This window comes from Streptomyces sp. NBC_00659, assembly GCF_036226925.1.
In the GTDB taxonomy this organism is placed as follows: domain Bacteria; phylum Actinomycetota; class Actinomycetes; order Streptomycetales; family Streptomycetaceae; genus Streptomyces.
The window spans coordinates 4913277-4938306 of the sequence record NZ_CP109031.1 but is presented as its reverse complement, the minus strand read 5'-3'; the positions used below and the strand labels follow the sequence as shown (position 1 = coordinate 4938306).

The 25030-nt window shown below is 68.3% G+C and carries 21 protein-coding genes; 9 read left to right on the top strand and 12 right to left on the bottom strand.

Annotated features, from left to right (window positions below):
* Window positions 1–38: 38 nt before the first annotated feature.
* From gyrB to dnaA, 6 genes are all read right to left on the bottom strand, one after another.
* Entirely contained in the window at window positions 39–2102 is a 2064-nt protein-coding gene (gene gyrB, locus OG410_RS21390) for a DNA topoisomerase (ATP-hydrolyzing) subunit B (protein WP_329300655.1), read from the bottom strand.
* Between the two features lie 918 nt (window positions 2103–3020).
* Window positions 3021–3596 (bottom strand): DUF721 domain-containing protein, encoded by a 576-nt coding sequence (locus OG410_RS21385; RefSeq protein WP_329300654.1) that lies wholly within the window; start codon window positions 3594–3596, stop codon window positions 3021–3023.
* Window positions 3593–4717: a DNA replication/repair protein RecF gene (gene recF, locus OG410_RS21380; protein ID WP_329300653.1), complete on the bottom strand. Its 1125-nt coding sequence runs from the start codon at window positions 4715–4717 to the stop codon at window positions 3593–3595. The genes OG410_RS21385 and recF overlap by 4 nt, the downstream gene beginning before the upstream one ends.
* Before the next feature lie 141 nt (window positions 4718–4858).
* Window positions 4859–5734, bottom strand: a complete 876-nt coding sequence (gnd, locus tag OG410_RS21375; RefSeq protein ID WP_329300652.1) for a phosphogluconate dehydrogenase (NAD(+)-dependent, decarboxylating) — start codon at window positions 5732–5734, stop codon at window positions 4859–4861.
* Window positions 5735–5923: 189 nt separating this feature from the next.
* Complete coding sequence (gene dnaN, locus OG410_RS21370; protein WP_326786746.1) at window positions 5924–7054, bottom strand: DNA polymerase III subunit beta; 1131 nt, start codon at window positions 7052–7054, stop codon at window positions 5924–5926.
* A 1058-nt stretch (window positions 7055–8112) separates the two neighbouring features.
* Entirely contained in the window at window positions 8113–10122 is a 2010-nt protein-coding gene (dnaA, locus tag OG410_RS21365) for a chromosomal replication initiator protein DnaA (RefSeq protein ID WP_329300650.1), read from the bottom strand.
* A 399-nt stretch (window positions 10123–10521) separates the two neighbouring features.
* On the opposite strand from dnaA, the gene rpmH reads away from it, so the two are divergent.
* From rpmH to OG410_RS21320, 9 genes are all read left to right on the top strand, one after another.
* On the top strand, window positions 10522–10659 hold the full coding sequence (gene rpmH, locus OG410_RS21360; RefSeq protein WP_006381191.1) for a 50S ribosomal protein L34: 138 nt from the start codon (window positions 10522–10524) through the stop codon (window positions 10657–10659).
* Window positions 10660–10680: 21 nt separating this feature from the next.
* Window positions 10681–11052 (top strand): ribonuclease P protein component, encoded by a 372-nt coding sequence (gene rnpA / locus OG410_RS21355; RefSeq protein WP_328554536.1) that lies wholly within the window; start codon window positions 10681–10683, stop codon window positions 11050–11052.
* Window positions 11049–11399: a membrane protein insertion efficiency factor YidD gene (gene yidD, locus OG410_RS21350; protein WP_326786749.1), complete on the top strand. Its 351-nt coding sequence runs from the start codon at window positions 11049–11051 to the stop codon at window positions 11397–11399. The genes rnpA and yidD overlap by 4 nt, the downstream gene beginning before the upstream one ends.
* Before the next feature lie 3 nt (window positions 11400–11402).
* Entirely contained in the window at window positions 11403–12701 is a 1299-nt protein-coding gene (gene yidC, locus OG410_RS21345) for a membrane protein insertase YidC (RefSeq protein WP_329300649.1), read from the top strand.
* Window positions 12702–12716: 15 nt separating this feature from the next.
* Window positions 12717–13226 carry a Jag family protein gene (locus tag OG410_RS21340; RefSeq protein ID WP_328670280.1) on the top strand — a complete coding sequence of 170 codons (510 nt, stop codon included), beginning with the start codon at window positions 12717–12719 and terminating at the stop codon, window positions 13224–13226.
* 118 nt (window positions 13227–13344) lie between these two features.
* Window positions 13345–14061, top strand: a complete 717-nt coding sequence (gene rsmG, locus OG410_RS21335) for a 16S rRNA (guanine(527)-N(7))-methyltransferase RsmG (protein ID WP_329300647.1) — start codon at window positions 13345–13347, stop codon at window positions 14059–14061.
* A gap of 361 nt (window positions 14062–14422) precedes the next feature.
* The gene (locus OG410_RS21330) at window positions 14423–15496 is read left to right on the top strand and encodes a ParA family protein (protein ID WP_328674590.1); all 1074 of its coding nucleotides are present in this window, start codon (window positions 14423–14425) and stop codon (window positions 15494–15496) included.
* Window positions 15493–16587: a ParB/RepB/Spo0J family partition protein gene (locus OG410_RS21325; RefSeq protein ID WP_329300646.1), complete on the top strand. Its 1095-nt coding sequence runs from the start codon at window positions 15493–15495 to the stop codon at window positions 16585–16587. Before OG410_RS21330 ends, OG410_RS21325 begins: the two co-directional genes overlap by 4 nt.
* 328 nt (window positions 16588–16915) lie before the next feature.
* Window positions 16916–17533: a GNAT family N-acetyltransferase gene (locus OG410_RS21320; RefSeq protein WP_329300645.1), complete on the top strand. Its 618-nt coding sequence runs from the start codon at window positions 16916–16918 to the stop codon at window positions 17531–17533.
* A 172-nt stretch (window positions 17534–17705) separates the two neighbouring features.
* Here the strand turns inward: OG410_RS21320 and trxA are convergent, their stop codons facing one another.
* The 6 genes from trxA to murJ all read right to left on the bottom strand — a co-directional run bounded on the left by trxA (window position 17706) and on the right by murJ (window position 25012).
* Window positions 17706–18038, bottom strand: coding sequence for a thioredoxin (trxA, locus tag OG410_RS21315; RefSeq protein WP_328670272.1), 333 nt, complete (start codon window positions 18036–18038; stop codon window positions 17706–17708).
* Window positions 18039–18082: 44 nt separating this feature from the next.
* A complete protein-coding gene (trxB, locus tag OG410_RS21310) occupies window positions 18083–19042 on the bottom strand; it encodes a thioredoxin-disulfide reductase (protein WP_329300643.1) in 960 nt (319 codons plus the stop codon).
* Between the two features lie 249 nt (window positions 19043–19291).
* Window positions 19292–20209 (bottom strand): anti-sigma factor family protein, encoded by a 918-nt coding sequence (locus tag OG410_RS21305; RefSeq protein ID WP_329300642.1) that lies wholly within the window; start codon window positions 20207–20209, stop codon window positions 19292–19294.
* On the bottom strand, window positions 20206–20937 hold the full coding sequence (gene sigM, locus OG410_RS21300; RefSeq protein ID WP_329300641.1) for an RNA polymerase sigma factor SigM: 732 nt from the start codon (window positions 20935–20937) through the stop codon (window positions 20206–20208). Before sigM ends, OG410_RS21305 begins: the two co-directional genes overlap by 4 nt.
* A gap of 30 nt (window positions 20938–20967) precedes the next feature.
* Complete coding sequence (locus OG410_RS21295) at window positions 20968–22659, bottom strand: protein kinase family protein (protein ID WP_329300640.1); 1692 nt, start codon at window positions 22657–22659, stop codon at window positions 20968–20970.
* 118 nt (window positions 22660–22777) lie between these two features.
* Entirely contained in the window at window positions 22778–25012 is a 2235-nt protein-coding gene (gene murJ / locus OG410_RS21290) for a murein biosynthesis integral membrane protein MurJ (RefSeq protein ID WP_329300639.1), read from the bottom strand.
* Window positions 25013–25030 lie beyond the last annotated feature (18 nt).

Sequence of the window (25030 nt, the reverse complement as noted above, 5' to 3'; positions counted from 1 at the left end):
GGTGAAGATCCTTTCTGACGCGGTCAGCTGAGACCGACTCAGATGTCGAGGAAGCGGACGTCCTTGGCGTTGCGCTGGATGAACGCGCGGCGGGCCTCGACGTCCTCGCCCATGAGGACGGAGAAGAGATCGTCGGCCTGGGCGGCGTCGTCGAGGGTGACCTGACCGAGGACGCGGTGCTCCTGGTCCATGGTCGTGACGCGCAGTTCCTCGGCGTTCATCTCACCCAGACCCTTGAAGCGCTGGATCGAGTCCTCGCGCACGCGCTTGCCGGCCTGGCGGCCGAGCTCGATCAGCGCGTCGCGCTCACGGTCCGAGTACGCGTACTCGAAGTCGTCCCGGCCCCACTTGATCTTGTACAGCGGCGGGCGGGACAGGAAGACGTGCCCTGCCTCGACCAGCGGGCGCATGAAGCGGAACAGGAAGGTCAGCAGCAGGGTGTTGATGTGCTGGCCGTCGACGTCGGCGTCCGCCATCAGAATGATCTTGTGATAGCGGAGCTTCGCGATGTCGAAGTCCTCGTGGACTCCGGTGCCGAAGGCGGAGATCAGTGCCTGGATCTCCTGGTTCTGCAGGATCTTGTCGATCCGCGCCTTCTCGACGTTGAGGATCTTTCCCCGGATCGGGAGGATGGCCTGGTACTGCGGGTTCCGGCCGGACTTGGCCGAGCCGCCGGCGGAGTCACCCTCGACGATGAAGATCTCGCACTTGATGGGATCGTTCGACTGGCAGTCGGAGAGCTTGCCCGGCAGGGACGCCGACTCCAGAAGGCCCTTGCGGCGGGTGAGGTCACGCGCCTTGCGGGCCGCCACGCGCGCGGTGGCCGCCTGGATGGACTTGCGGATGATGTCCGCGGCTTCGACCGGGTTGCGGTCCAGCCAGTCGTTGAGGTGCTCGTAGACCGCCTTCTGGACGAAGGTCTTGGCCTCCGTGTTGCCCAGCTTGGTCTTGGTCTGGCCCTCGAACTGAGGCTCGCTCAGCTTGAGCGAGATGATCGCGGTCAGACCCTCGCGGATGTCGTCACCCGTGAGGTTGTCGTCCTTCTCGCGAAGCAGCTTCTTGTCGCGCGCGTACTTGTTGATGAGCGAGGTCAGCGCCGCACGGAAGCCTTCCTCGTGCGTACCGCCCTCGTGGGTGTGGATGATGTTGGCGAAGGAGTACACGCCCTCGCTGTAACCGCTGTTCCACTGCATCGCCACCTCGAGGGACAGGCTCTTGTCCTTGTCCTCCGCTTCGAGGTCGATGACGGTGGGGTGCACCGCTTCTCCCTTGCGGGAGTTGAGGTACTTCACGAAGTCGACGATGCCGCCTTCGTAGTGGTACGTGACGGTCTTGACCTCGTCCTTCTCGTCGGCGCCCGCCTCGTCCGCCCCGGCGACGGCCTTCGCCGAATCGCGCTCATCGGTGAGTTTGATCGTCAAACCCTTGTTGAGGAACGCCATCTCCTGGAAGCGCCGCGAGAGCGTCTCGAAGGAGTACTCCGTGGTCTCGAAGATGTCCGCGTCGGCCCAGAAGGTGACCGAGGTACCGGTGTCGGCGATCGCCTCGTGCTGGGCCAGCGGGGCGGTCGGGACGCCCATCTTGTAGTCCTGCGTCCAGCGGTGGCCGTCGGTCCTGACCTCGACGGAGACCTTGCTCGACAGGGCGTTGACGACGGAGACGCCGACGCCGTGCAGACCGCCGGAGACCGCGTATCCGCCGCCGCCGAACTTGCCGCCCGCGTGCAGCACGGTCAGCACGACCTCGAGGGCCGGCTTGCCCTCGGAGGCGACGATGCCCACCGGGATGCCGCGGCCGTTGTCGACGACGCGCACGCCGCCGTCCGGGAGGATCGTGATCTCGATCGTGTCCGCGTGGCCGGCCAGCGCCTCGTCGACCGAGTTGTCCACCACCTCGTACACGAGGTGGTGGAGTCCACGCTCACCGGTCGAACCGATGTACATGCCAGGTCGCTTGCGGACCGCGTCCAGACCCTCGAGGACGGTGATGGCACTGGCGTCGTACGAGGATGTGACCTCGCCGTTCGCGCCGGCGTCGGTGGACGGGATGTTCTCGTTGGGGTTGCCGGAATCGGCCACGAAGCGCCCTTTCTGGCACAGCACAAGCCGAACTCCCGGCGGGTGGCCGGAGCGGCTGCGGCGTGTTGCGTTGGTAAGCCTTAGTCAGCGTTGCTCGGTGCGTCCCACTAGTGGGGCGGGATTAGCTTCCAGTCTACCGGTAGCGCCGACAGTGATGGGGGTTTGCCGGTGCCTGAGTCCGCATGTGCCGCCCTGAACCGGTCTCGCCCGACTCCCCATATGCGGACCCGGGCCCAAAGAGGCTTACAGCGGCACTCAGCCCTTCCGAGTGTCAACCCCCGGCTACTGACGGGTCAGGTCGCCGTCCGCCGTCGCGCGTGGTCGCCCGCGGAGGTCGCCCGGAGCATGCCGAGCGGCGTCCCGCAGGGTGGCCGAGGTGGCCTTCGAGCAGTCATCGATACCCCATCTGACCAGCGGATATCGATGGTTCTCCGGGTTGCCGGGCGGGGGGTGACCCGGAGCGGCGCACCCCATGGGTGACAGCCACCGAGAACCACGGAGGACAGAGGGGCATCCACCGGCGGGAACGGTGAGGGATCCGGGGCTGCGGCGATCGGCCGCCTCCTGTGCCCCGCGGCGGCGGTACACGCCCCGAACCCGGGCGTGGCAGGGCCCGGCACCGCCCCGGACGACGGCCGGAATTCGCCCATGGCCATCGGCCCGGCACGGTCACGATCTCCCGGATCAGTGGAACACCCGGCCCGGAAACGGTCGAGATCGCCGGGTCCGAAGACGATCGGCATCGCCTGCATCAACCGCGGTCGACGCCCTGACGCGCCAGCCGTCCGTGGAGGGGGTCAGGATCGCCCGCGCTCGGGACCGGCGCGGCCGATCGTCCGACGGTCGCCCGCGGGCGCGACGACGCCGGTCACCACCCTGTGAGGGGCGTGCGCGCGGGTACACCGTCCGCAGGACCGGCCGACGCTGACCCACGCGGGCCGGTCACCCGTAGGTGTCGCCGGGACCCGTGCTGCCCGGAGCGCGCAGCGGCCCGTACCGGCGCGAGGGGCCCGTCGGCCCCTGGACCTTGAGCAGACGCACGGTGCCGTGACCGAGGTCCTGGTTCAGCCGCGCCACCAGTTGCGGCGCCAGCAGGCGCAGCTGGGTCGCCCAGGCGGTCGAGTCGCACTGCACCGTGAGCACCCGCTCGGCGGGGTCGTCGTCGTAGCGCAGCGGAACGCAGTGGTTGGCCAGGTCGTCGCCGACGATCTGCGGCCAGCGGCCCATCACGCCGCCCACCGCGGCCGGGGCCTCCCAGCCGCGGTCGGTGAGCAGCCGGTTGATGGCGGCGCCGAGCGCCATGGGGTCGCGTCCGTCGGCACCGGAGCCGGAGCGCAGGCCACCGCCGCGCCGCGCCTGCTTCTTCTGCTGGGCAGCGTCCCCACGCGCGCGTGCCTGCTCCTTCGCGGCGCGCAGCGCCACGCGCGCGAGGTCGACGCCGGACGGCTCCGGGGTCTTCTTGCGGGGCCCGGCGCCGGACGCGCCCTCGCCACCCGTTCCCGATGTGTTCTCCGTCATAGCCGCTCCACCGTGCCTTCGGACACGGCGTACCGCGTCCCGGCCAGAACATCCGGTACGTCGTCGTCCACCGCGGCTGTCACAAGGACCTGCTCACCGGGGGCGACAAGCTCCGCGAGGCGCTCGCGTCTGCGGCTGTCCAGCTCCGCGAAGACGTCGTCGAGGACCAGCACCGGCTCGTTGCCCTCGGCCCTGAGCAGGTCGTACGAGGCCAGGCGCAGCGCGAGCGCGTACGACCAGGACTCTCCGTGCGAGGCGTATCCCTTGGCGGGCAGCTGGCCGAGCTTGAGCACCAGATCGTCCCGGTGGGGCCCCACGAGGGTCACACCGCGCTCGATCTCCGGCTTGCGGCCCTCCTCCATGGCAGCCATGAGCTGTGCGTAGAGCTCCTCGCGGGCGTGACCCACGACGCCGGGCGAGGACGCCTTGTACTCCAGGGCGACGGGCCCGCCGCCGGGCGCCAGCTGCTCGTACGCCTTGTCGGCCAGCGGCTGGATCGCCGCGACCAGGTCGAGCCGCTGGGCCATCAGCTCGGCTCCCACGCGCGCGAGGTGCTGGTCCCACACGTCGAGCGTGGACAGGTCCATGGTGCGGCCGCCGTGCCGGCGGGCCATCGCGGCCGACTTCAGCAGGGTGTTGCGCTGCTTGAGGACCCGGTCGTAGTCGGATCGGACGCCTGCCATGCGCGGGGAGCGGGCGGTGATCAGTTCGTCGAGGAACCGGCGTCGCTCCCCGGGGTCGCCCTTGATCAGGGCGAGATCTTCGGGTGCGAACAGGACGGTTCGTACGATGCCGAGTACGTCACGGGGTCTGACCTGGGAGGACCTGTTGATGCGGGCGCGGTTGGCCTTGCCGGGGTTCAGCTCCAGCTCTATGAGCTGCTGGCGCTCTCCCTGGCGGACATTGGCCCGGATGATCGCCCGGTCGGCGCCCATGCGGACGAGCGGCGCGTCCGAGGAGACGCGGTGGCTGCCGAGGGTCGCGAGATAGCCGACGGCCTCGACCAGATTCGTCTTGCCCTGCCCGTTGGGCCCCACGAACGCGGTGACGCCCGGGTCGAGCGGGACCTCGACCCGGGCGTACGAGCGGTAGTCGGCCAGCGACAGATGCGTGACGTGCATGGTCGTTCGCCGACCTCCCCCAGCGTGGTGTTTCGGGTGTTGCGGGTTTCGACCGGGGTCCGTGCGGACCCCGGTCCTCAGGTTCTTCCCCCGGCTGTGGACAACCGGGTCACCCCGGGTGCGGAGACCCCGGGGCGTCGATCAGGCCTTCTCGACGGCGTGGCCGCCGAACTGGTTGCGCAGCGCCGCGATCATCTTCATCTGCGGCGAGTCGTCCTGCCGCGAGGCGAAGCGGGCGAAGAGCGACGCGGTGATCGCGGGCAGCGGCACCGCGTGGTCGATGGCGGCCTCCACGGTCCACCGGCCCTCGCCGGAGTCCTGCGCGAAGCCCCTGAGCTTCTCCAGGTGCTCGTCCTCGTCCAGCGCGTTGACGGCGAGGTCGAGCAGCCAGGAGCGGATGACCGTGCCCTCCTGCCAGGAACGGAAGACCTCGCGCACGTCCGTGACGGAGTCGACCTTCTCCAGGAGCTCCCAGCCCTCGGCGTAAGCCTGCATCATGGCGTACTCGATGCCGTTGTGGACCATCTTCGCGAAGTGGCCCGCGCCGACCTTGCCGGCGTGGACCGCTCCGAAGTCGCCTTCGGGCTTGAGCGCGTCGAAGATCGGCTGTACCTGGGCGACGTGATCGGCGTGGCCGCCGTACATCAGCGCGTAGCCGTTCTCCAGGCCCCAGACGCCGCCGGAGACGCCGCAGTCGACGAAGCCGATGCCCTTGATGCCCAGCTCGACGGCGTGCTTCTCGTCGTCCGTCCAGCGCGAGTTGCCGCCGTCCACGACGACGTCGCCCGGCTCCAGCAGGGCGGCCAGCTCGTCGACGGTGGCCTGGGTCGCGGCGCCCGCGGGGACCATGACCCACACCACGCGCGGGCCCTTGAGCTTGCCCACAAGTTCTTCCAGGCTGTGGACATCGGCGAGGTCCGGGTTGCGGTCGTATCCGATGACGGTGTGACCTGCGCGGCGGATCCGCTCGCGCATGTTGCCGCCCATCTTGCCGAGGCCGACGAGACCGAGCTCCATCAGTTGTTCCTTAGGGGTTGCGACGTGGCGTGAGGGCACTCTCGTACCTGGTCCGAGCCTAGACCGGGGGGTACCACCCACGCCTTTCGGGCACCGGTGGAACTCACGCACATCTGTGGGCATACCCGCTCAGACGTATGCCCCGCCCGCGGTGTGCCCGCCGGTCCCCAGGACCGGCGGGCTCCGGGATCAGCCGGACAGGCGCACCGGCATGATCAGGTACTTGTAGGCCTCGTCCGCCTCGGCGTCCACCGCGGGCTTGCCGCTGAGCAGCGCCGGCTTCGTGGACGTCGTGAAGGAGAGCTGGGCCACCGGCGAGTCGATGGCGCTCAGGCCGTCGAGCAGGAACGTCGGGTTGAAGGCGATCGAGACGTCGTCGCCCTCCAGCTGGGCGTCGACCCTTTCCACAGCCTGTGCGTCGTCGCTGGAGCCGGCCTCCAGGATCAGCACGCCCTGCTCGAAGCTCAGCCGCACCGGGGTGTTGCGCTCGGCGACCAGGGCCACACGCTTGACGGCCTCCACGAAGGGGGCGGTCTCGATGACGGCGATGGAGTTGAACTCCGTCGGGAACAGGGAGCGGTACTTCGGGAGGTCGCCTTCGAGCAGACGGGTGGTCGTACGCCGCCCGGCGCCCTCGAAGCCGATCAGTCCCTCGCCCGCGCCGGAGCCGGACAGCGCCAGGATCACGCTGTCGCCGCCCGTGAGGGCCTTGGCGGTGTCCAGGAGCGTCTTGGCCGGCACCAGGGCGACCGCGGACGCCTCGGGGTTCTCCGGCTTCCACAGGAACTCGCGGACCGCGAAGCGGTACCGGTCGGTGGACGCCAGGGTGACCTTGTCGCCCTCGATCTCGATGCGCACACCGGTGAGCACGGGGAGCGTGTCGTCGCGCCCGGCGGCGATGGCCACCTGGGCGGCGGCGGAGGCGAAGACCTCACCGGGGACGGTGCCGGTCGCCGACGGCATCTGGGGCAGTGCCGGGTACTCCTCCACAGGCAGGGTGTGGAGTGTGAACCGCGAGGAGCCGCAGACCACCGTCGCCCGTACACCGTCTGTGGAAATCTCCACCGGCCGGTTGGGCAGCGCCCGGCAGATGTCCGCGAGGAGCCGGCCGGACACGAGAACCGTGCCCTCTTCGTCGATCTCCGCGTCCACGGAGACCCTCGCCGAGACCTCGTAGTCGAAGCTGGAGAGGCTCAGTGCGCCCTCCTCGGCCTTCAGGAGGAGGCCTGCGAGCACAGGAGCCGGCGGACGGGCCGGGAGGCTGCGTGCCGCCCAGGCCACTGCCTCCGCGAGTACGTCGCGTTCCACCCGGATCTTCACCGTTGCCGCCTCCGTCTGTTGCCGGCGCTCTCGCCCTGCTGGCCTTCGTCGTCTGACTCGGTGTCGCTCCGACCGCTGAGGGGAAGGACACCGGGGACCAGTCTGACGCACCGCGCTGACAGTCGTTGCCCCTCGGGGTCAAGTCGTGCCGAGCGGCAGTCGAGCGTCCGAGAGCGAGTTGTGCACAGCCCCCACTTCGAAACGGTTTCCAGGCTCTCTCTAGTTGGTCTTAGTAGTAGGGCCTGTGGAAACCGTGGATAACCCCGTTTTCGCAGCTCAGAGGCGATTTTTTGTCCACCGACCCTGTGGGTAGAGGCGGTGGACAACCTGGGGTATCTGTGGACGACGAAAAGTTCTGCACACTCGGTCCACAGCCGGGGGCGACTTCTCCCCAACGTCGTCCCCAGCTTTACCCACGTTCCCCACAGGCCAATCCGGCACCTCGGTGTGACGCCTTTCACTCGACGCGGTGAGATGGCGTGGCGCGTTGCCGAACAGTGGACAGTGATGTGGAGAAGCTGGAGATCGCTGGGGACAACTGACCTCAGCCTGTGGGCCGCCGGTGGACAACCTTGCGCACAGCCGGTGGATCTTTTCTTTGTCCACAGGCTGTGGAGAGTCTTCATCCACGAATCCACAGGCTGCTGACCTGGCCTGATGACCTTTCAACAGTGCTACCTGTGGAAACAATCTGGACAACTTCCCAGTCCCCAGGATGTGGACGGAAAAAAGTCACCACATCTGTGGAGAGCGGCCGTAACCCGGCTCGGATTCGAACAGCAGGTGTCGGGTCGGTAGCGCCGACACCGATGCCGGAACCCTCGGAACACGGCTTCGAAGCCCTCGGAACACGGCTCCGGAGCCCTCGGGGAGCGCCTTCGGACGTCGCAGGGCGCGCGGTCCTCGGCCCCGGTCCCGGCCTCCCGGTGCCCGAGCGAGGCCCGGGAGGGCCGGGACCGGGTGGGCGGAAAAGGCGGGCGGGAACGGCGAAGGGCGCCCAGGGACGATGTCCCTGGGCGCCCTCGGGCACGGACGGCGCCGGTCGGCGCCGGCCTCCGTCAGCCGTTCTTGATGCGGTTCGTGAGTTCGGTGACCTGGTTGTAGATGGAGCGGCGCTCGGCCATCAGCGCGCGGATCTTGCGGTCCGCGTGCATCACGGTCGTGTGGTCGCGGCCGCCGAACTGCGCGCCGATCTTCGGCAGGGACAGATCGGTGAGCTCACGGCACAGGTACATGGCGATCTGCCGTGCCGTCACCAGGACGCGGCTGCGCGAGGACCCGCACAGATCGTCCACCGTGAGGCCGAAGTAGTCGGCGGTGGCCGCCATGATCGCGGTCGCGGTGATCTCGGGGGCCGAGTCCTCGCCGCCGGGGATCAGGTCCTTGAGGACGATCTCCGTCAGACCGAGGTCCACCGGCTGCCGGTTGAGCGACGCGAACGCCGTCACCCGGATCAGCGCGCCCTCCAGCTCGCGGATGTTGCGCGAGATCCGGGACGCGATGAACTCCAGCACCTCCGGCGGGGCGTTGAGCTGCTCCTGCACCGCCTTCTTGCGGAGGATGGCGATACGGGTCTCCAGCTCGGGCGGCTGGACGTCGGTGATCAGACCCCACTCGAAGCGGTTGCGCAGCCGGTCCTCCAGGGTGACCAGCTGCTTGGGCGGCCGGTCGCTGGAGAGCACGATCTGCTTGTTCGCGTTGTGGAGCGTGTTGAAGGTGTGGAAGAACTCCTCCTGCGTCGACTCCTTGTCCGCGAGGAACTGGATGTCGTCGACGAGCAGGATGTCCATCTCCCGGTACCGCTTGCGGAAGCTGTCGCCCTTGCCGTCGCGGATGGAGTTGATGAACTCGTTGGTGAACTCCTCCGAGCTCACGTACCGCACCCGGGTGCCCGGATAGAGGCTGCGCGCGTAGTGCCCGATCGCGTGCAGCAGGTGCGTCTTGCCGAGCCCCGACTCCCCGTAGATGAAGAGGGGGTTGTACGCCTTCGCCGGTGCCTCGGCGACGGCCACGGCGGCGGCGTGCGCGAAGCGGTTCGAGGCGCCGATCACGAACGTGTCGAAGAGGTACTTCGGGTTCAGCCGCGCGGTGGGCTCGCCCGGGCCCGGCGACGGCGCGGGCTGCGCGGACTTCGACCCGGGGGCACCGCCCACGGACGGCAGTGAGGGGCCGCCCCTGCGCCCCTGACCGCTGTCGGACGGGTCCGGCAGATCGCGGCGGTCGGAGCGCTGGTCGTAGTCCTGGCGCTGCTCGTAGGGCGAGCGCTCCACCGACTGGGGCCGGTAGTCCTGCGGCGAGGCGTAGGGGTCCCGCTCGGGGAAGCCGAGGCGCTGCTGCTGCCAGCCGTAGTCGTCCTGGGAGTGGCGCGGCCAGGCACCCGGCTCCGGGCGCTGGTAGTCCGGGTACGCGGGACGGGCGGTCGGCAGCTGGTCGCCCGGGGCACCGGGCAGCTGTTCGGCGCGGCCGCCGCGGTGGTCGTCGGCGCGGTGGCGGCCGTAGCCCTCGTATCCGTCGCGGCGGGAGTTGTACGGAGCGCGGTCGTCACGGCCCTGCGGCTCGTACGTGCCGCGGTCGTCACGGCCCTGGCCGGCGTCGTAGCCGCCGCGGTCCTCCCGTCCCTGGCCCTCGTACCCCCCGCGGTCGTCCCGGGTCTGTGTGCCGTCGTACGCGCCGCTGTCGTAGCCGCCGCGGTCGTCACGACCCTGGCCCTCGTAGGGGTCACGGCCCTGGACCGGTCCGGCGGGGAGCTCGGGCTCCTCGTAGCGGGGCGGCGCGGGCATCGAGGGCTCGCCCGCGGAGTCGTCGACGGTGATGGCGATGCGGATGGGTCGCCCGCACTCACGGCTCAGCGTCTCGCTCACGATCGGAGCGAGACGGCCTTCCAGTACGTTCTTGGCGAACTCGTTGGGGACGGCGAGCAGAGCGGTGTCCGCCACCAGGGCCAAGGGCTGGCACCGCTTGATCCAGTGCTCGTCCTTCACCTCGACACCCTGTCCGCGGCCCTCGCCCAGAAGTTGTTCCAGTACGCGTGGCCACACTGCGGCAAGATCGGCAGGTACGTCAGCCACGGGGCACGCTCTCTCACGGGTCCCATGAACGTGTGGTTCTGGGAACAGGTTGGGAATTTCAGTCGCTTGGGGCGGGGGGAACAAAACCGCTGGGGCGGCGAGAAGTGAACGAAACGGAGTTCAGCCACGGTAGTCAGGGCGACGGGTGCGGTTCAAGTTGTTGTCCCCAGCCTGTGGATAGTGTCCCCCGTCGGCGGTTGGTTTGACCGGATGGCGTAGCCGCGCGTACCGTAACCAGGTCGAGTTGTCGATGGCTGCTGCCGCCTGCCTCCGATGGGCACAGATCGCGAAGCGTGATCGGGAAGCGGTGCACTCGGGCGTAATGCGAGTTTCCTCGTGGGCGCACGGTGACAGCCAGGGCGGCACCCCGCCACCACCGATTCTTTCTGGAGCCCCCTAGTGAGCAAGCGCACCTTCCAGCCGAACAACCGTCGTCGCGCCAAGACCCACGGCTTCCGCCTGCGGATGCGCACCCGTGCCGGCCGCGCGATTCTCGCGAACCGCCGTGGCAAGGGTCGCGCCAGCCTGTCCGCCTGATTACTTACAGGTCATGATCTCGTGCTGCCTACCGAGCATCGGCTGAGGCGGCGCGAAGACTTCGCGACCGCGGTACGCCGAGGACGCCGGGCCGGACGCCCGCTTCTCGTCGTCCATCTACGTAGCGGTGCAACGGACCCGCACGCGCCTGGGGAGAGCGCTCCCTCGACGCGTGCGGGTTTCGTCGTGAGCAAAGCCGTGGGCGGAGCCGTCGTACGCAACAAGGTGAAGCGCAGACTTCGCCATCTGATGCGCGACCGAGTCGCCCTGTTGCCCCCCGGTAGCCTGGTAGTCGTACGAGCGCTGCCCGGTGCGGGTGACGCCGACCATGAACAGCTGGCCCGAGACCTGGATGCCGCCCTGCAGCGGCTGCTGGGAGGGGGCGCGCGATGAAGTACCCACTGCTTGCTCTCATCAAGCTGTACCAGTGGACGATCAGCCCGTTGCTCGGGCCGGTCTGCAAGTACTACCCGTCGTGCTCCCGATACGGCTACACAGCCATTGACCGGCACGGTGCGATCAAGGGAACGGCACTCACCGCCTGGCGCATCCTCCGGTGCAATCCGTGGTCGCTGGGCGGTGTGGACCATGTTCCGCAACGCAAGCGACCGCGGTGGCACGAATTGCTGCGTAACGCCTGGCGTGCACGCAAGGGCGGGACCTCCGCCGAACCGGCCACCGGGGACACCACTGCCCCGAGCCCGGCCGCTGAGACCCCGTCCCATGCTCAAGGAGCTTGATTAGTGGACACGATTGCCGGCCTTTTCAGCTTCATCACGACACCCGTTTCCTGGGTCATCGTCCAGTTCCACGCCGTGTACGGGGAGATCTTCGGTCCCGACACGGGCTGGGCCTGGGGCTTGTCCATCGTTTCCCTGGTGATCCTGATCCGAATCTGCCTGATCCCGCTCTTCGTGAAGCAGATCAAGGCCACTCGGGCCATGCAGACCCTGCAGCCCGAGATGAAGAAGATCCAGGAGCGCTACAAGAACGACAAGCAGCGCCAGTCCGAAGAGATGATGAAGCTGTACAAGGAGACGGGTACCAACCCGCTCTCCTCGTGCCTTCCCATCCTGGCCCAGTCGCCGTTCTTCTTCGCGCTGTACCACGTGCTCAACGCCATCGCCACGGGCTCGACGATCGGTGTCATCAACGATTCGTTGCTGGCCAGTGCCCGTAAGGCGCACATCTTCGGTGCCCCCCTCGCCGCGAAGTTCACGGACAGCCAGAGCACGGTCGAGGCGCTCGGTGCTTCGCTGATGGACGTCCGTGTCGTCACCGCGGTCATGATCGTGCTGATGTCGGCGTCGCAGTTCTACACCCAGCGTCAGCTCATGACGAAGAACGTCGACACCACGGTGAAGACGCCTTTCATGCAGCAGCAGAAGATGCTGATGTACGTCTTCCCGGTCATGTTCGCCGTCTTCGGCATCAACTTCCCGGTCGGTGTCCTCGTCTACTGGCTGACCACCAACGTGTGGACCATGGGCCAGCAGATGTACGTCATCCGCAACAACCCGACCCCGGGCTCGAAGGCTCAGGCCGCGTACCTGGAGCGCCTGCAGAAGCACGTCACGCAGCACGGCAAGACCCGCGGACGTGGCGAGAAGGCGATCGTCAAGGCCATCGTCGCCAAGGGCCGCGACCGCAACGAGTTCGAGCGCAAGTTCATCAACGGCCTGACCAAGGCGGGTCTCGTGGCGCAGCCCGACGGCCTCGTGGTGGCCGGCGAGAACACGACGGTCGTCGAGTCCGAGGACGGCACCACGACCACCGCGGCCGCCGTTCCCAAGCGTCAGCAGCCGAAGCGCCAGACCAAGGCGCAGCGTCAGTCGGGCGTGGCGTCCAGCAGCGCGCCGGCGGACGACGCGGAGCCGAAGATGTCGCTGAGCAAGTCCGACGAGCCGCAGGATGCCAAGCCCTCCTCCGCCGCGAAGCCGGCCTCTGGAAGCGGTAGCAAGCCCGGCACCGGTACCCGCAGCAAGGCCCAGTCCGGACAGCGCAAGGGCCCGCAGCGGCCCAAGTCCCCGTCCAAGAAGTAAGAAGGAGTCCATCCCGTGACGGAAGGCACCACCTCCGCCGCCGCTGAGGGCGACACCCTGACCCGCCTGGAGCAGGAAGGCGAGATCGCGGCGGACTACCTCGAGGGTCTGCTCGACATCGCCGATCTCGACGGCGACATCGACATGGACGTCGAGGCCGACCGCGCCGCTGTCTCGATCATCAGCGACTCGGGCGGCCGCGACCTGCAGAAGCTGGTCGGCCGTGACGGCGAGGTGCTGGAAGCGCTCCAGGAGCTCACTCGCCTGGCCGTGCACCGGGAGACCGGGGACCGCAGCCGGCTGATGCTGGACATCGGGGGATTCCGGGCCAAGAAGCGCGAGGAGCTCTCCGAGCTGGGCGCCAAGGCCGCCGCCGAGGTCAAGAGCTCCGGTGAGCCGGTCAAGATGGACCCGATGACGCCCTTCGAGCGCAAGGTCGTGCACGACGCGGTCAAGGCCGCCGGCCTGCGCAGCGAGTCCGAGGGCGAGGAGCCGCAGCGCTTCGTCGTCGTGCTCCCCGCCTGATTGGTACGTACGTTCCTTCGGCCCCGTCTGTTGCGCAGACGGGGCCGAATTTTGTCAGCCTGATAGTCCTGGTGATCAGCGCTCAGTGCGCTCAAGCGGTACGGAAGGACGGTCCCCCGTGACGGAGGCAGCGGAGCTTCCCCCCGCGCCCGAGCAGGCGCGCGAGGTATTCGGTGATCGCTTCGCGGACGCGGTCCGGTACGCGGAACTGCTGGCCGAGGCGGGAGTGCAGCGTGGGCTGATCGGCCCGCGGGAAGTGCCCCGGCTGTGGGAGCGGCACCTGCTGAACTGCGCGGTGCTCTCGGAGGTCGTGCCCGAGGGCGTGACCGTATGCGACGTCGGTTCCGGTGCGGGGCTGCCCGGCATCCCCTTGGCGCTCGTCCGGGAGGACCTCAAGATCACACTGCTCGAGCCCCTGCTGCGCCGGACCAATTTCCTCACCGAGGTCGTGGAACTGCTCGGCCTCGACCACGTGACCGTCGTACGCGGCCGCGCCGAGGAAGTCATGGGCACGCTCCAGCCGGTTCATGTGGTGACCGCCAGGGCGGTCGCTCCGCTCGACCGGCTGGCGACGTGGGGTGTCCCGCTGCTGCGCCCGTACGGCGAGATGCTGGCCCTCAAGGGCGACACGGCCGAGGAGGAGCTCAAAGCCTCTGCCGCGGCGCTGAGCAAGCTCGGTGCCGTGGAGACCTCCATCCTCCATGTCGGTGAGGGCATCGTGGATCCGATGTCCACCGTGGTGCGGGTGGAGGTCGGCGAGAGCCCCGGCGGTGTTCGCTTCGCGGCGAAGCGGGCCAAGGCCGCCAGGACGGGCCGGACGCGCCGCCGACGCTGATCCTGGTCGATGTGAGCATCACTACTCCCGGTTCTCTCGCGAGAGGGTCGGGAGTTTTCCGTTCGGGGCCAGGAGTTGTTTCTCACTCCGATGGGATCGGTCTCGATGGTGAGGTCTATTCGACAAAAGCTGACAAACCTGTACGTATCGGAGTGTCGCGCCGCGATGACCCGAGTGGCTCGGCATCGTGTTTCACGTGAAACGTCGCTCACTGTTGCACGGCATCATCAGTCGCGGCCGAGCTGCGGCCGAACCTCGCGATCGGAGGCCGCTCGGGTCACTCGGAGGGGGTGTGGAGTTGTCCACAGAGGTGGATTTCTCCACAGAAGAACGGGCCTCGCTGGTTCACGACCCCAATGGCATGGGAGGCTCTGTTCATTGCGAGCCTGAAGTCGAGGAGAGTGAATCCTTGCGGTCCGACGCCAACATCGCGGGACCGATGACCGATCCGGTCCCCGGTCCCCGTACCGAGTCGATGGGGGAGGATGTTTCACGTGAAACACCGCCCCCGATGGACGACACTCCCATCGGTCGTGCTGCCCAACTGGCTGTGGAGGCGCTAGGTCGCGCCGGTGAGGGCCTGCCACGGCCCGAGCAGACCCGAGTCATGGTGGTCGCCAACCAGAAGGGCGGGGTGGGTAAGACCACGACCACGGTCAACCTTGCCGCTTCGCTGGCCCTGCACGGCGCCCGGGTCCTGGTGATCGACCTCGACCCTCAGGGCAATGCCTCCACGGCGCTGGGGATCGACCACCACGCAGAGGTTCCATCGATCTACGACGTGCTGATCGACAGCAGGCCGCTCTCCGAGGTCGTTCAGCCGGTCCCTGATGTCGAGGGCCTCTTCTGCGCCCCCGCCACCATCGATCTCGCCGGTGCGGAGATCGAGCTGGTGTCGCTGGTGGCCCGTGAGAGCCGGCTGGAACGAGCGATCCTGGCGTACGAGCAGCCGCTGGACTACATCCTCATCGACTGCCCGCCGTCGCTCGGCCTGCTGACGGTCAACGCTCTGGTCGCCGGCGCGGAAGTGCTCATCCCCATTCAGTGCGAGTACTACGCGCTCGAAGGCCTGGGGCAACTCCTGCGCAACGTCGACCTGGTGCGAGGGCACCTCAATCCCGACCTGCACGTCTCGACGATTCTGCTCACCATGTACGACGGCCGGACCCGCCTCGCGTCCCAGGTCGCGGAGGAGGTGCGCAGTCACTTCGGCAAGGAGGTGCTGCGGACGAGCATTCCGCGTTCGGTGCGTATTTCGGAGGCCCCGAGTTACGGGCAGACGGTTCTGACTTACGATCCGGGTTCGAGCGGTGCTCTCTCGTATCTTGAGGCCGCGCGCGAAATCGCCCTGCGAGGAGTCGGAGTGGCGTACGACGCGCAACATGCCCATGTGGGCGGACAGAACGATCAGAACATGGTGGAGGGGATCCAGTGAGCGACCGACGACGGGGTCTGGGGCGGGGCCTGGGCGCGCTGATCCCTGCGGCTCCGACAGGTGAGCGACCGGGTGTTTCGGCGAGTGGGGCACCCTCCTCGCCGACCGCCGGTCCCGTGCTCACGGCGGAGCGCGGGGTGGCTGCGGCGAAGGTGACCACGCTGCCGTCTGTTTCACATGAAACGGAGGAGGTGTCGTCGAACGGATCACTGGAGACGCTTCAGGCTCCCGTCGGCGCCCACTTCGCCGAGCTGCCCCTCGACACCATCACGCCGAATCCGCGGCAGCCGCGTGAGGTCTTCGACGAGGACGCTCTCGCCGAGCTGGTCACCTCCATCAAGGAGGTCGGACTCCTCCAGCCGGTCGTCGTGCGCCAGGTGGGTTCCGGGCGCTACGAGCTCATCATGGGAGAGCGTCGTTTCCGGGCTTGCCGTGAGGCGGGGCTTGAAGCCATTCCTGCGATCGTGCGAGCCACGGAGGACGAGAAGCTTCTCCTGGACGCGCTGCTGGAGAACCTCCATCGGGCTCAGCTGAACCCGCTGGAAGAGGCGGCGGCCTACGACCAGCTGCTCAAGGACTTCAACTGCACGCACGACCAGTTGGCGGACCGGATCGGACGGTCGCGTCCTCAGGTCTCCAACACTCTGCGTCTGCTGAAGCTCTCTCCGTCGGTTCAGCGTCGTGTGGCTGCCGGAGTTCTCTCCGCGGGGCATGCGCGGGCACTCCTCGCCGTCGACGACTCGGAGGAGCAGGACCGCCTGGCTCACCGCATCGTCGCCGAGGGGCTCTCGGTGCGGGCCGTGGAGGAGATCGTGACCCTCATGGGGTCCCGCCCGCAGACGGCTCAGCGCTCCAAGGGGCCGCGGGCCGGCAGTCGGCTCTCTCCGGCGCTGAGCGATCTGGCCACCCGCCTCTCGGACCGCTTCGAGACCCGGGTGAAGGTCGACCTGGGGCAGAAGAAGGGGAAGATCACTGTCGAGTTCGCTTCGATGGAAGACCTTGAGCGCATCCTCGGTTCCCTCGCCCCGGGAGAGGGTCCGGTGCTTCAGAAGAGCCTTCTGGACGACGACTCCGACGACGTGGAAAGCTGAGACGGCTTTCTGGTGGCCCGATGTCCGATCGGGTTCACCGGAAGAGCGGGCCGTGTCCGGCGTGTGCCGGAATACGGCCCGCTCTTTGCTTTCTGGCGGTATCGATGGAATCGCATCGTGGATACGATGCGATGGGTATGGCGCATCCACCTGGCAGCACCTTCATCGGGGAGGCGAGGGTCATGCAGAGCGTGAGCCGTACCGGACTGGTGACCGCAGGTCTGGGTCTGGGAGCGGTCGGCGGGTTCGTCGGCAGCCTGCTCAGAGAGCGGAGCCATCTGACAGCCGCCCGTGACGCCGCGGGCGAAGGAAGCGAGGAACAGCCTTCATGGGGCGTCGGCTCGTACCGCTCACGCTGGACAACCTTCAGGACCTTCCCCAGCGCTGTCGGGCGTGCGTCTTCTGGGAACTGGATCCTGTCCGCGGTGAAGCCGCGGTAAAGGCGGGTACGAGCGCCCTGGAGAAGGAGGCGTGGATCTCCTCGGTTCTGCTGGACTGGGGATCCTGCGGCCGAGTCGCCTACGTGGACGATGTGCCGGTGGGCTATGCGCTCTACGCGCCGCCGGCCTACGTCCCCCGTTCCACGGCGTTTCCCACAAGCCCCGTGGCGCCGGACGCGGTTCAGCTCATGACCTCGTTCATCATGCCGGGCTATCAGGGACAAGGGTTGGGCCGGGTGCTGGTCCAGACAGTGGCCAAGGATCTGCTCCGCCGGGGATTCAAGGCGATCGAGGCCTTCGGAGATGCCCGGTGGAAAGAACCCGCCTGTGTGCTCCCCGCCGACCATCTCGTCGCGGTGGGCTTCAAGACCGTGCGCCCTCACCCCAGGCATCCCCGCCTGCGCCTGGAACTGCGGACGACGCTCTCCTGGAAGGAAGACGTGGAGTTGGCGCTGGACCGGCTTCTCGGAGCCGTGCAGAAGGAGCCTGCGCTCCGTCCTTTGTGAGGGGCGGCCGCCCGCACCGTTCGTGTCCCGGGACCGACGCGTCCTTCCGACGGCCCGGCATCCTCGGCTCAGCGCCCGGCATCCCCCGGGAAAGCGAATGGGCCAGCCCGCTCGGGCTGGCCCATTCGTGTTTCACGTGAAACACACGGCGCCTGTACGGCACCGTCGCCGACTACTCGGTGATGAAGTCCTCCAGGTCGCGCACGATCGCGGCCTTCGGCTTCGCTCCGACGATGGTCTTGGCGACCTCGCCGCCCTGGTAGACGTTCAGGGTCGGGATCGACATGACGCCGTACTTGGCGGCCGTCGCCGGGTTCTCGTCGATGTTGAGCTTGACGATCTCGATCTTGTCGCCGTGCTCGGCGGCGATGGCCTCGAGCGAGGGGGCGATCTGGCGGCAGGGGCCGCACCAGGCGGCCCAGAAGTCCACCAGGACGGGCTTGTCGCTCTTGAGGACGTCCTGTTCGAAGGAGTCGTCGGTCACGTTCTTGAGGGTGCCGGCCACGGCGGGCTCCTTAACTTGTTGGTGCGGTGGGGAGAGCTGGGTGATCAGACGGTGGCGGCCGCGGTCTCGCTGTCCGCAAGGGCTGCGAGGTAGCGCTCGGCGTCGAGGGCGGCGGAGCAGCCGGTACCGGCCGCGGTGATCGCCTGGCGGTAGGTGTGGTCGACGACGTCACCGGCGCCGAAGACGCCGGTCACGTTGGTGCGGGTCGAAGGCGCGGCGACCTTCAGGTAGCCCTCGCCGTCCAGGTCGAGCTGGCCCTTGAAGAGCTCGGTGCGCGGGTCGTGACCGATCGCGATGAACAGACCGGTCACCGGGAGCTCCGAGGTCTCGCCGGTCTTGAGGTTGCGCAGCGTCAGACCGGCCAGCTTCGGGTCGCCCTTGATCTCGGCGACCTCGCTGTCCCAGATGAACTTGATCTTCGGGTCCGCGAAGGCCCGCTCCTGCATCGCCTTGGAGGCCCGGAGGCTGTCCCGGCGGTGAACGATGGTGACGGACTTGGCGAAGCGCGAGAGGAAGGTGGCCTCCTCCATCGCGGTGTCGCCACCGCCGATGACGGCGATGTCGTGGTCCTTGAAGAAGAAGCCGTCACAGGTCGCGCACCAGGAGACGCCACGCCCGGAGAGGGTGTCCTCGTTGGGGAGGCCGAGCTTGCGGTGCTGCGAGCCCGTCGTGACGATCACGGCCTTGGCACGGTGCACGGTGCCGGCGGTGTCCGTGACCGTCTTGATCTCGCCCGACAGGTCGACGGCGACGACATCGTCCGGGACCAGCTCGGCACCGAAGCGCTCGGCCTGGGCGCGCATGTTGTCCATGAGCTCGGGGCCCATGATGCCGTCCTGGAAGCCGGGGAAGTTCTCGACCTCGGTGGTGTTCATCAGGGCACCGCCCGCGGTGACGGCGCCTTCGAAGACCAGCGGCTTCAGCGACGCGCGCGCGGTGTAGAGCGCCGCCGTGTAGCCGGCGGGCCCAGACCCGATGATGATCACGTTACGGACGTCGCTCACGGCTTGATTCCTCGTCTCTGGAGACTGCTGCGTACCGGTGGGAGCATCTGTCAGTACTCTCACCCCACCCAACGGATCCTAAGGGGCTTCAATTCCCGCTGTGTCAGGGCACACGGAGACCAGGTGTCGGACGGAGACGCCAAGGGGCGTCGGGGCGACAGGCCTCTGTACTTCACAGCGGCAGGGCGTGCTGATGGGAGGCTCGGGACAGTCGTGGCCGATGTACCGGAGAGCCGGCAAGAGGTGGGTTCAGGAACGCGCGTACGACCGGGTCAGCAGGAGCTTGCCGGGCGACGGAGAGGACTGTTTCTCGCAGGAGGCGTCGACGATGTAGGCCGTGACCTTCGCCGTGTCGGAGGCATCGGACACCACGAGGAGATAGACCTTCTTCTCCTGGAACGAGCCCTCCTTGGCGGCGAGGAGCACCCCGGGGTCTCCGGTCCCCAGCTCGACACACTGGGGAACCGCGGGTGTGGGGGTGATCAAGGTCTGCACGCCGCCCGAGTCGGTTCCGGTGTCCTGTGACGCGATACCCCAGGGCTTGGCGCTGGCTGAGCCGCCACCCGACTTCTTGTTCTTCGCGAGAAGGTCCGAGACCTCGCCCTTCAAAGTCTGCTCGGAGAAGGCAGTCCGTGACCCCGACTCGTGCCGGGTTTCTGTCTGGGGGGTCTTGCTGGAGCTGGCGCTGTCCAGGGACTGAACGAGGATCGCGCCGAGCCCCAGTGCCGCGGCCGCGAAGGCAGTGCCGAGGAGGGCGGTCCTACGGCGGCCACGACGTGCTCGGTGGGAGCGACCGGGGCCGGTGACCCCACGAGGATGTCCCGAAGGACTGGTGGCAGTCGAGGCAGTCGACGTTTCACGTGAAACATGAGCACGGTCGGCTTCGGCGTCGGGCGCCTCGTCGGGAACTGCGGCGCTCAGCAGAGCTTCCGCGGCCAGGGCGGCATCGATGCGTTCGGCGACATCGTCAGGCATGCGCACGGGGCCGGGCAGGGTGCCGAGAAGGCTACGGATCTCTTCCAGGGAGTCGTACACGTCCGTGCAGAGCGCGCACCCATCGAGGTGTTGCCGCACGTCCTCGGTACGGGTAGGCGAGAGCAGACCTTCGGTGAGGTCGGAAATTTCCGCGACGTCCGGGTGCTCGGCCTTGTCCGTCGTGGATGTCACGCCCGCCCACCTCCGCCCTTCACAGCAGCTGAATCGCTTGGCCCCGCGTCGTGGGGACCCGATGCGTGAGGTCCCGCTGCGGGTGGGACGGATGTCCCCTGCGTCCGGTTCCGTCCGCCGCCCGACTTCTTCGTCTCCTCGCCGCCCGGGTTCTCCGTGCGGAGATGGGTGAGCAGGGGAAGCAGTCTGGCTCTGCCGCGTGCACAGCGGCTCTTCACCGTGCCGGTCGGCACATCGAGGATGCTGGCCGCCTCCGCCACGGGGTAGCCCTGCATGTCCACCAGGACGAGGGCGGCGCGCTGGTCGGCGGGGAGCGTGCCCAGGGCGGATATGAGCTCCCGGTGGAGGTCGTTGCGTTCGGCCGGAGCGGCGGCGGACTCGTGCGGTTCGAGAAGCTGCTCCAGGCGCTGGGTGTCATCGATGGGGGACGTCTTCCTGGAAGCGGCCTTGCGGGCTCGGTCCAGGCAGGCGTTCACCGTGATGCGGTGCAGCCAGGTCGTGACAGCCGACTGGCCCCGGAAGGTGTGGGCGGCTCGATAGGCCGAGACGAGCGCGTCCTGGACCGCGTCAGCGGCCTCCTCGCGGTCTCCCAGCGTCCGGAGGGCCACCGCCCACAGGCGGTCGCGATGGCGCCGTACAAGCTCACCGAAGGCGTCTGGATCGCCCTCGACGTGGCGGGCCAGGAGGTCCTGATCGCTTGTTTCACCCTGTGTGGCTTCATCGGCCATCGGACCCCCTCCCCTCCGTCGACAAGCGTTCTAGCTGGTCACCTTGACGTCCACCACTCTGCCTCGGTACGTGCCGTCATCCGTTTGCGGCAGCTGTGTCAGCCAGACCAGCAAGTACCGTGTCTTGAGGGGTTTGACGGGCTTGAGTGACACGGCCGTCCCCGAGCCGTTGGCGACCTTGGTGTAGCTGTTGAAGGAGGGCGGCTCCGTAGCTGTGTCACCTGAGGCGGCGCGGAGTTCAACGGAAGTGGCCCCCACGAAGGAGACGGTCACCTTCCCGACCTGCTGGGCCTTGCCGAGATCGAGGATGACGCCGAGCCCCGGCTTCAACCGTCCGAAGTCTGCGCTCTTGTAGAAGTCCGTCTGCCAGTACGTACCCGAAGCGCTGTCGTAGATCTTGTCTATGTCAGAAGGCTTTTCGGAACCGTCGCCGAACGGGTCGAAGTCGCGCGCACCGCTGATAGCGATCGGCTTGGCCGGCTCGGGCTTGGTGCCGTCCTTCTCGTTGCCGTCCGTCGTCTGGGTCTGCTTGGTGTCGTCGGCCTTGTCGTGGTCCATCAGCGCGTCCGCGAGCTGCCAACTGCCCAGGCCCAGTGCGGCGATGAGGAGAGCCGACACGGCCCACTTCAGGGCCGTACCGGTACGGCTCTGCAGCGGGGGCGGCGGAGTCGGCAAGGGCTGGGTGGCGCCCGGACGGGGCGACTGACGCCCGTACGTGCCCTGCTGGTACGTCGTGCGCTGGTACTCGGGCGGTGCGGTGAAGGCGGGCTCCGGCGGGCGGATGCGGGGCATCTCGCTGATCGCCTTCACGAGCTCCTCCGGCGTGGTGCACGGGGACTCGTGGCGGGAGGCGGTCGCACCGTCGTTGGCGAGCGCGCGCATGGCGAGCTCCGACAGGCCCCGGTGGACTCCGGCACGCACCTGGTCGGGTGCGATGAGACCGACGCCCTTGGGCAGTCCTGACAGGCCGTAGGCATCGCTCTCGTACGGCCAGCGCTGGGTGAGGACGGCGTACAGGAGTGCGCCGATCGCTTCGGTGTCGGTGCGCTGCGGGGTGTCCGAACTGATGCCGCGCAGTGCCGCGTTCACGGCGAGCCCGCGGATGCGCCACTGGCCGGTGGACGTGCGCAGCACGGCGCCCGGGGTCAGCTTGAGATGGGCGAGGCCCTCGCGGTGTGCGGCGGCCATGGCCCCCGAGACCTGACTGACCATCTGGTAGGCCTCGTGCACCTCGAGGGGACCCGAGGCGAGGAGAGCCGTGAGTTCCGTGGCGTCCGGCAGCCACTCGTGCACCACGTAGACGAGATCGTTCTCCTCGACCGCGTCCAGGACCTGGACGAACCGGGGATCGCCCAGCAGGGCGGAGGAACGGGCCGCCGCCAGTACGGAGCGGGCACGCGGATGATCGGCGGGCAGCAGGTGCACCCCGACGGCGCGACGGAGTTTCTCGTCCATCGCGCGCCAACTGCTGAAACCGTCCAGTCGGGTGACGCACTCTTCGAGGCGGTAGCGCCTGGCGAGTTTGTGACCGCTGTGCAGTTCGGGCGGTGAGGCCTTTCCGGGACCCTCGGTCCCGCCGCTCCCCTGTGCCTCTTCGCTGTCCGTTTCCCGCTCCCGGTTGAGGGCCACCCCGTCGGACGTGGTCTGGTCCGCCTTGGCGGTCAGCGGTTCGTCACCGCTGTTGTCTGCCACGTCGACGGCAGCCGTGCTCCGTTCCGCCACCGTCGTCCCTGCCTCCCCATCCATTGCGTGCTGTCCGACGCAGAAACCAATTGTGCCCACAGTCCGACGCTATGCACGACACACGGCGACGGACGATGGTTGTGCGCGTACCCCCGCCTCAGCGCCCCAGGCGCCCGCGGACCATTCCGACCATTGAGTTGAGTTCTTCGATGCGCATCTTGCGCGCCGCGACGTAGAAGACACCGAGCAGGGCGACCGATCCGAAGACGAGCGCCGCGATCGAACCGATCACGCCATGTCCGAGGACCTGGGTGATCGCGAAGCCTACGGTGCCGCCCACCACGGCGCCAGGGACGGAGGCCAGGCACAGACGGGCGTACGTGCGCAGCACGCGGGCACCGTCCAGGTCGCCGCCCAGCCGCCTGCGCAGTCGCTGCCAGGCCACTCCGACGCCCACGGCGTACGCCAGGCCGTACGCGCCGGCCATGCCGACGACCGCCCACTGCGCGGGCAGGATCATGTAACAGACGGCCGATGCCGCCGCGTTGACGGCGGCCACGATGACCGTGTTGTAGAACGGCGTACGGGTGTCCTCGTAGGCGTAGAAGCCGCGCAGGATCACGTACTGCACCGAGAACGGGATCAGGCCGAGGGCGAAGGCCATGAGGACGTAGCCCTGGGATTCGGCGGACTCGAGGCCGCTGGAGCCGAAGAGCAGGGTGCACATGGGGATGCCCAGGGCGAGGAACATGAAGGCCACCGGGACGATCGCGACGGCCGAGGTCCGCAGACCCTGCGAGATGTCGTCACGGACGGCTCCCGGGTCTCCGTCGTGGGCCGCTCGTGAGATCCGCGGGAGCATGGCCGCCATGACGGAGACCGTGATGATCGCCTGCGGCATGCCCCAGATGAGCTGGGCGTTGGCGTAGGCCATGATGCCCGCGCCGCTCTTGCCCGAGGCCTTGCCTGCCGCCGTGGCCAGCTGCGTGACGACGAGGACGCCGGCCTGGTTGGCGAGCACGAAGAGCACGGTCCACTTGGCGAGCTTGATGGCCTTGCCGAGGCCGTGGCCCCGCCAGTCGAAGCGCGGACGGAACCGGAAGCCTGCCTCGCGCAGATACGGAACCATCGCCGTGGCCTGGACGACCAGACCGAGCAGGGTGCCGATGCCCAGCAGGCGGATGCCGTCCGGCGGGATGTTGGTCACCGAGATCCCGGAGTGCCGGGCGGTGCCGTAGACCCAGAGGAACATGCCGAACGTGAAGATCATGACGATGTTGTTCAGGACCGGGGTCCACATCATCGCGCCGAACTTGCCGCGGGCGTTGAGGATCTGGCCCATGACCACGTGCACGCCCATGAAGAAGATCGTGGGCAGGCAGTAGCGGGCGAACGTGACGGCCACGTTGTTGGCCGCGGGGTCGCTCGCGATGGGCGACGACATCAGCTGGATCAGCAGCGGCGCGATGAAGACCGCGGCGGTGACGATCACACCGAGGGCGACCATCACGAGCGTCAGCAGGCGGTTGGCGTAGGCCTCGCCCCCGTCGTCGTCCTCCTTCATGGACCGCACGAGCTGGGGTACGAAGACCGAGTTGAGGCCGCCGCCGACGGTGAGGATGTAGATCATCGTCGGCAGGGTGTAGGCGACCGTCCAGGCGTCACCGAGTGTCGCCGCACCCAGAGCGGCGGTGATGATCATGGTCCGTACGAAGCCGGTGAGACGGGACACCAGCGTGCCCGCCGCCATCACCGCGCTCGACTTCAGCAAACCGGAGGCTCGGCCGCCGGACTTCGCCGGAGCGGCCGCGGGCGGCTGAGCGGCGGCCGGAGCCGGCTCGGGAGCCGGTGCCGGGACCGCGGGGGAGGCGTAGCCAGGACGGACGCCACCCTGCTGCTGATCGCGGAAGAGATGAGCGAAGGCGTCGGGCTCATGCTGTTCTTCGCCGGCCTGCGTGACCAGATCGTCCACGCCCACGTACTGGGTGGTCCGGGCGTCGTCGCCGTAGGGCAGGTGACGCGTCGGCCCGGACGGCTCCGGAGGAGGCGTCTGGGCCCACAGCCGCGGGTCGGGTGCGTACTGCGACGCGGGCGGCTGGGCGTACAGAGGCTGCTGGGGGGCGTACGTGCCGGGCGCCGGCGGGGGGTGCGCGGCACGGTCGTACAGCGCCTCCGTCACCGGGTCCTGGGCCGAGAGGTCCTGAGCCCGGTACGGATCCTGGTCGTAGGCGTCCTGGAGGTACATGTCCGCGGGAGACCCTGGCGGCATCTGAGCGGTCTCCGGCATGCCCTCGGGGCGGCCGGAGCGGTCCGCGGCCCGGTCCGGGTAGTCCTCGGGGTAGCCCGAGGATCCCGCGCCCTGGCCGCGGTCACCGTCGTACGGCGCGTTCATGGTTACCCCACCTCATCG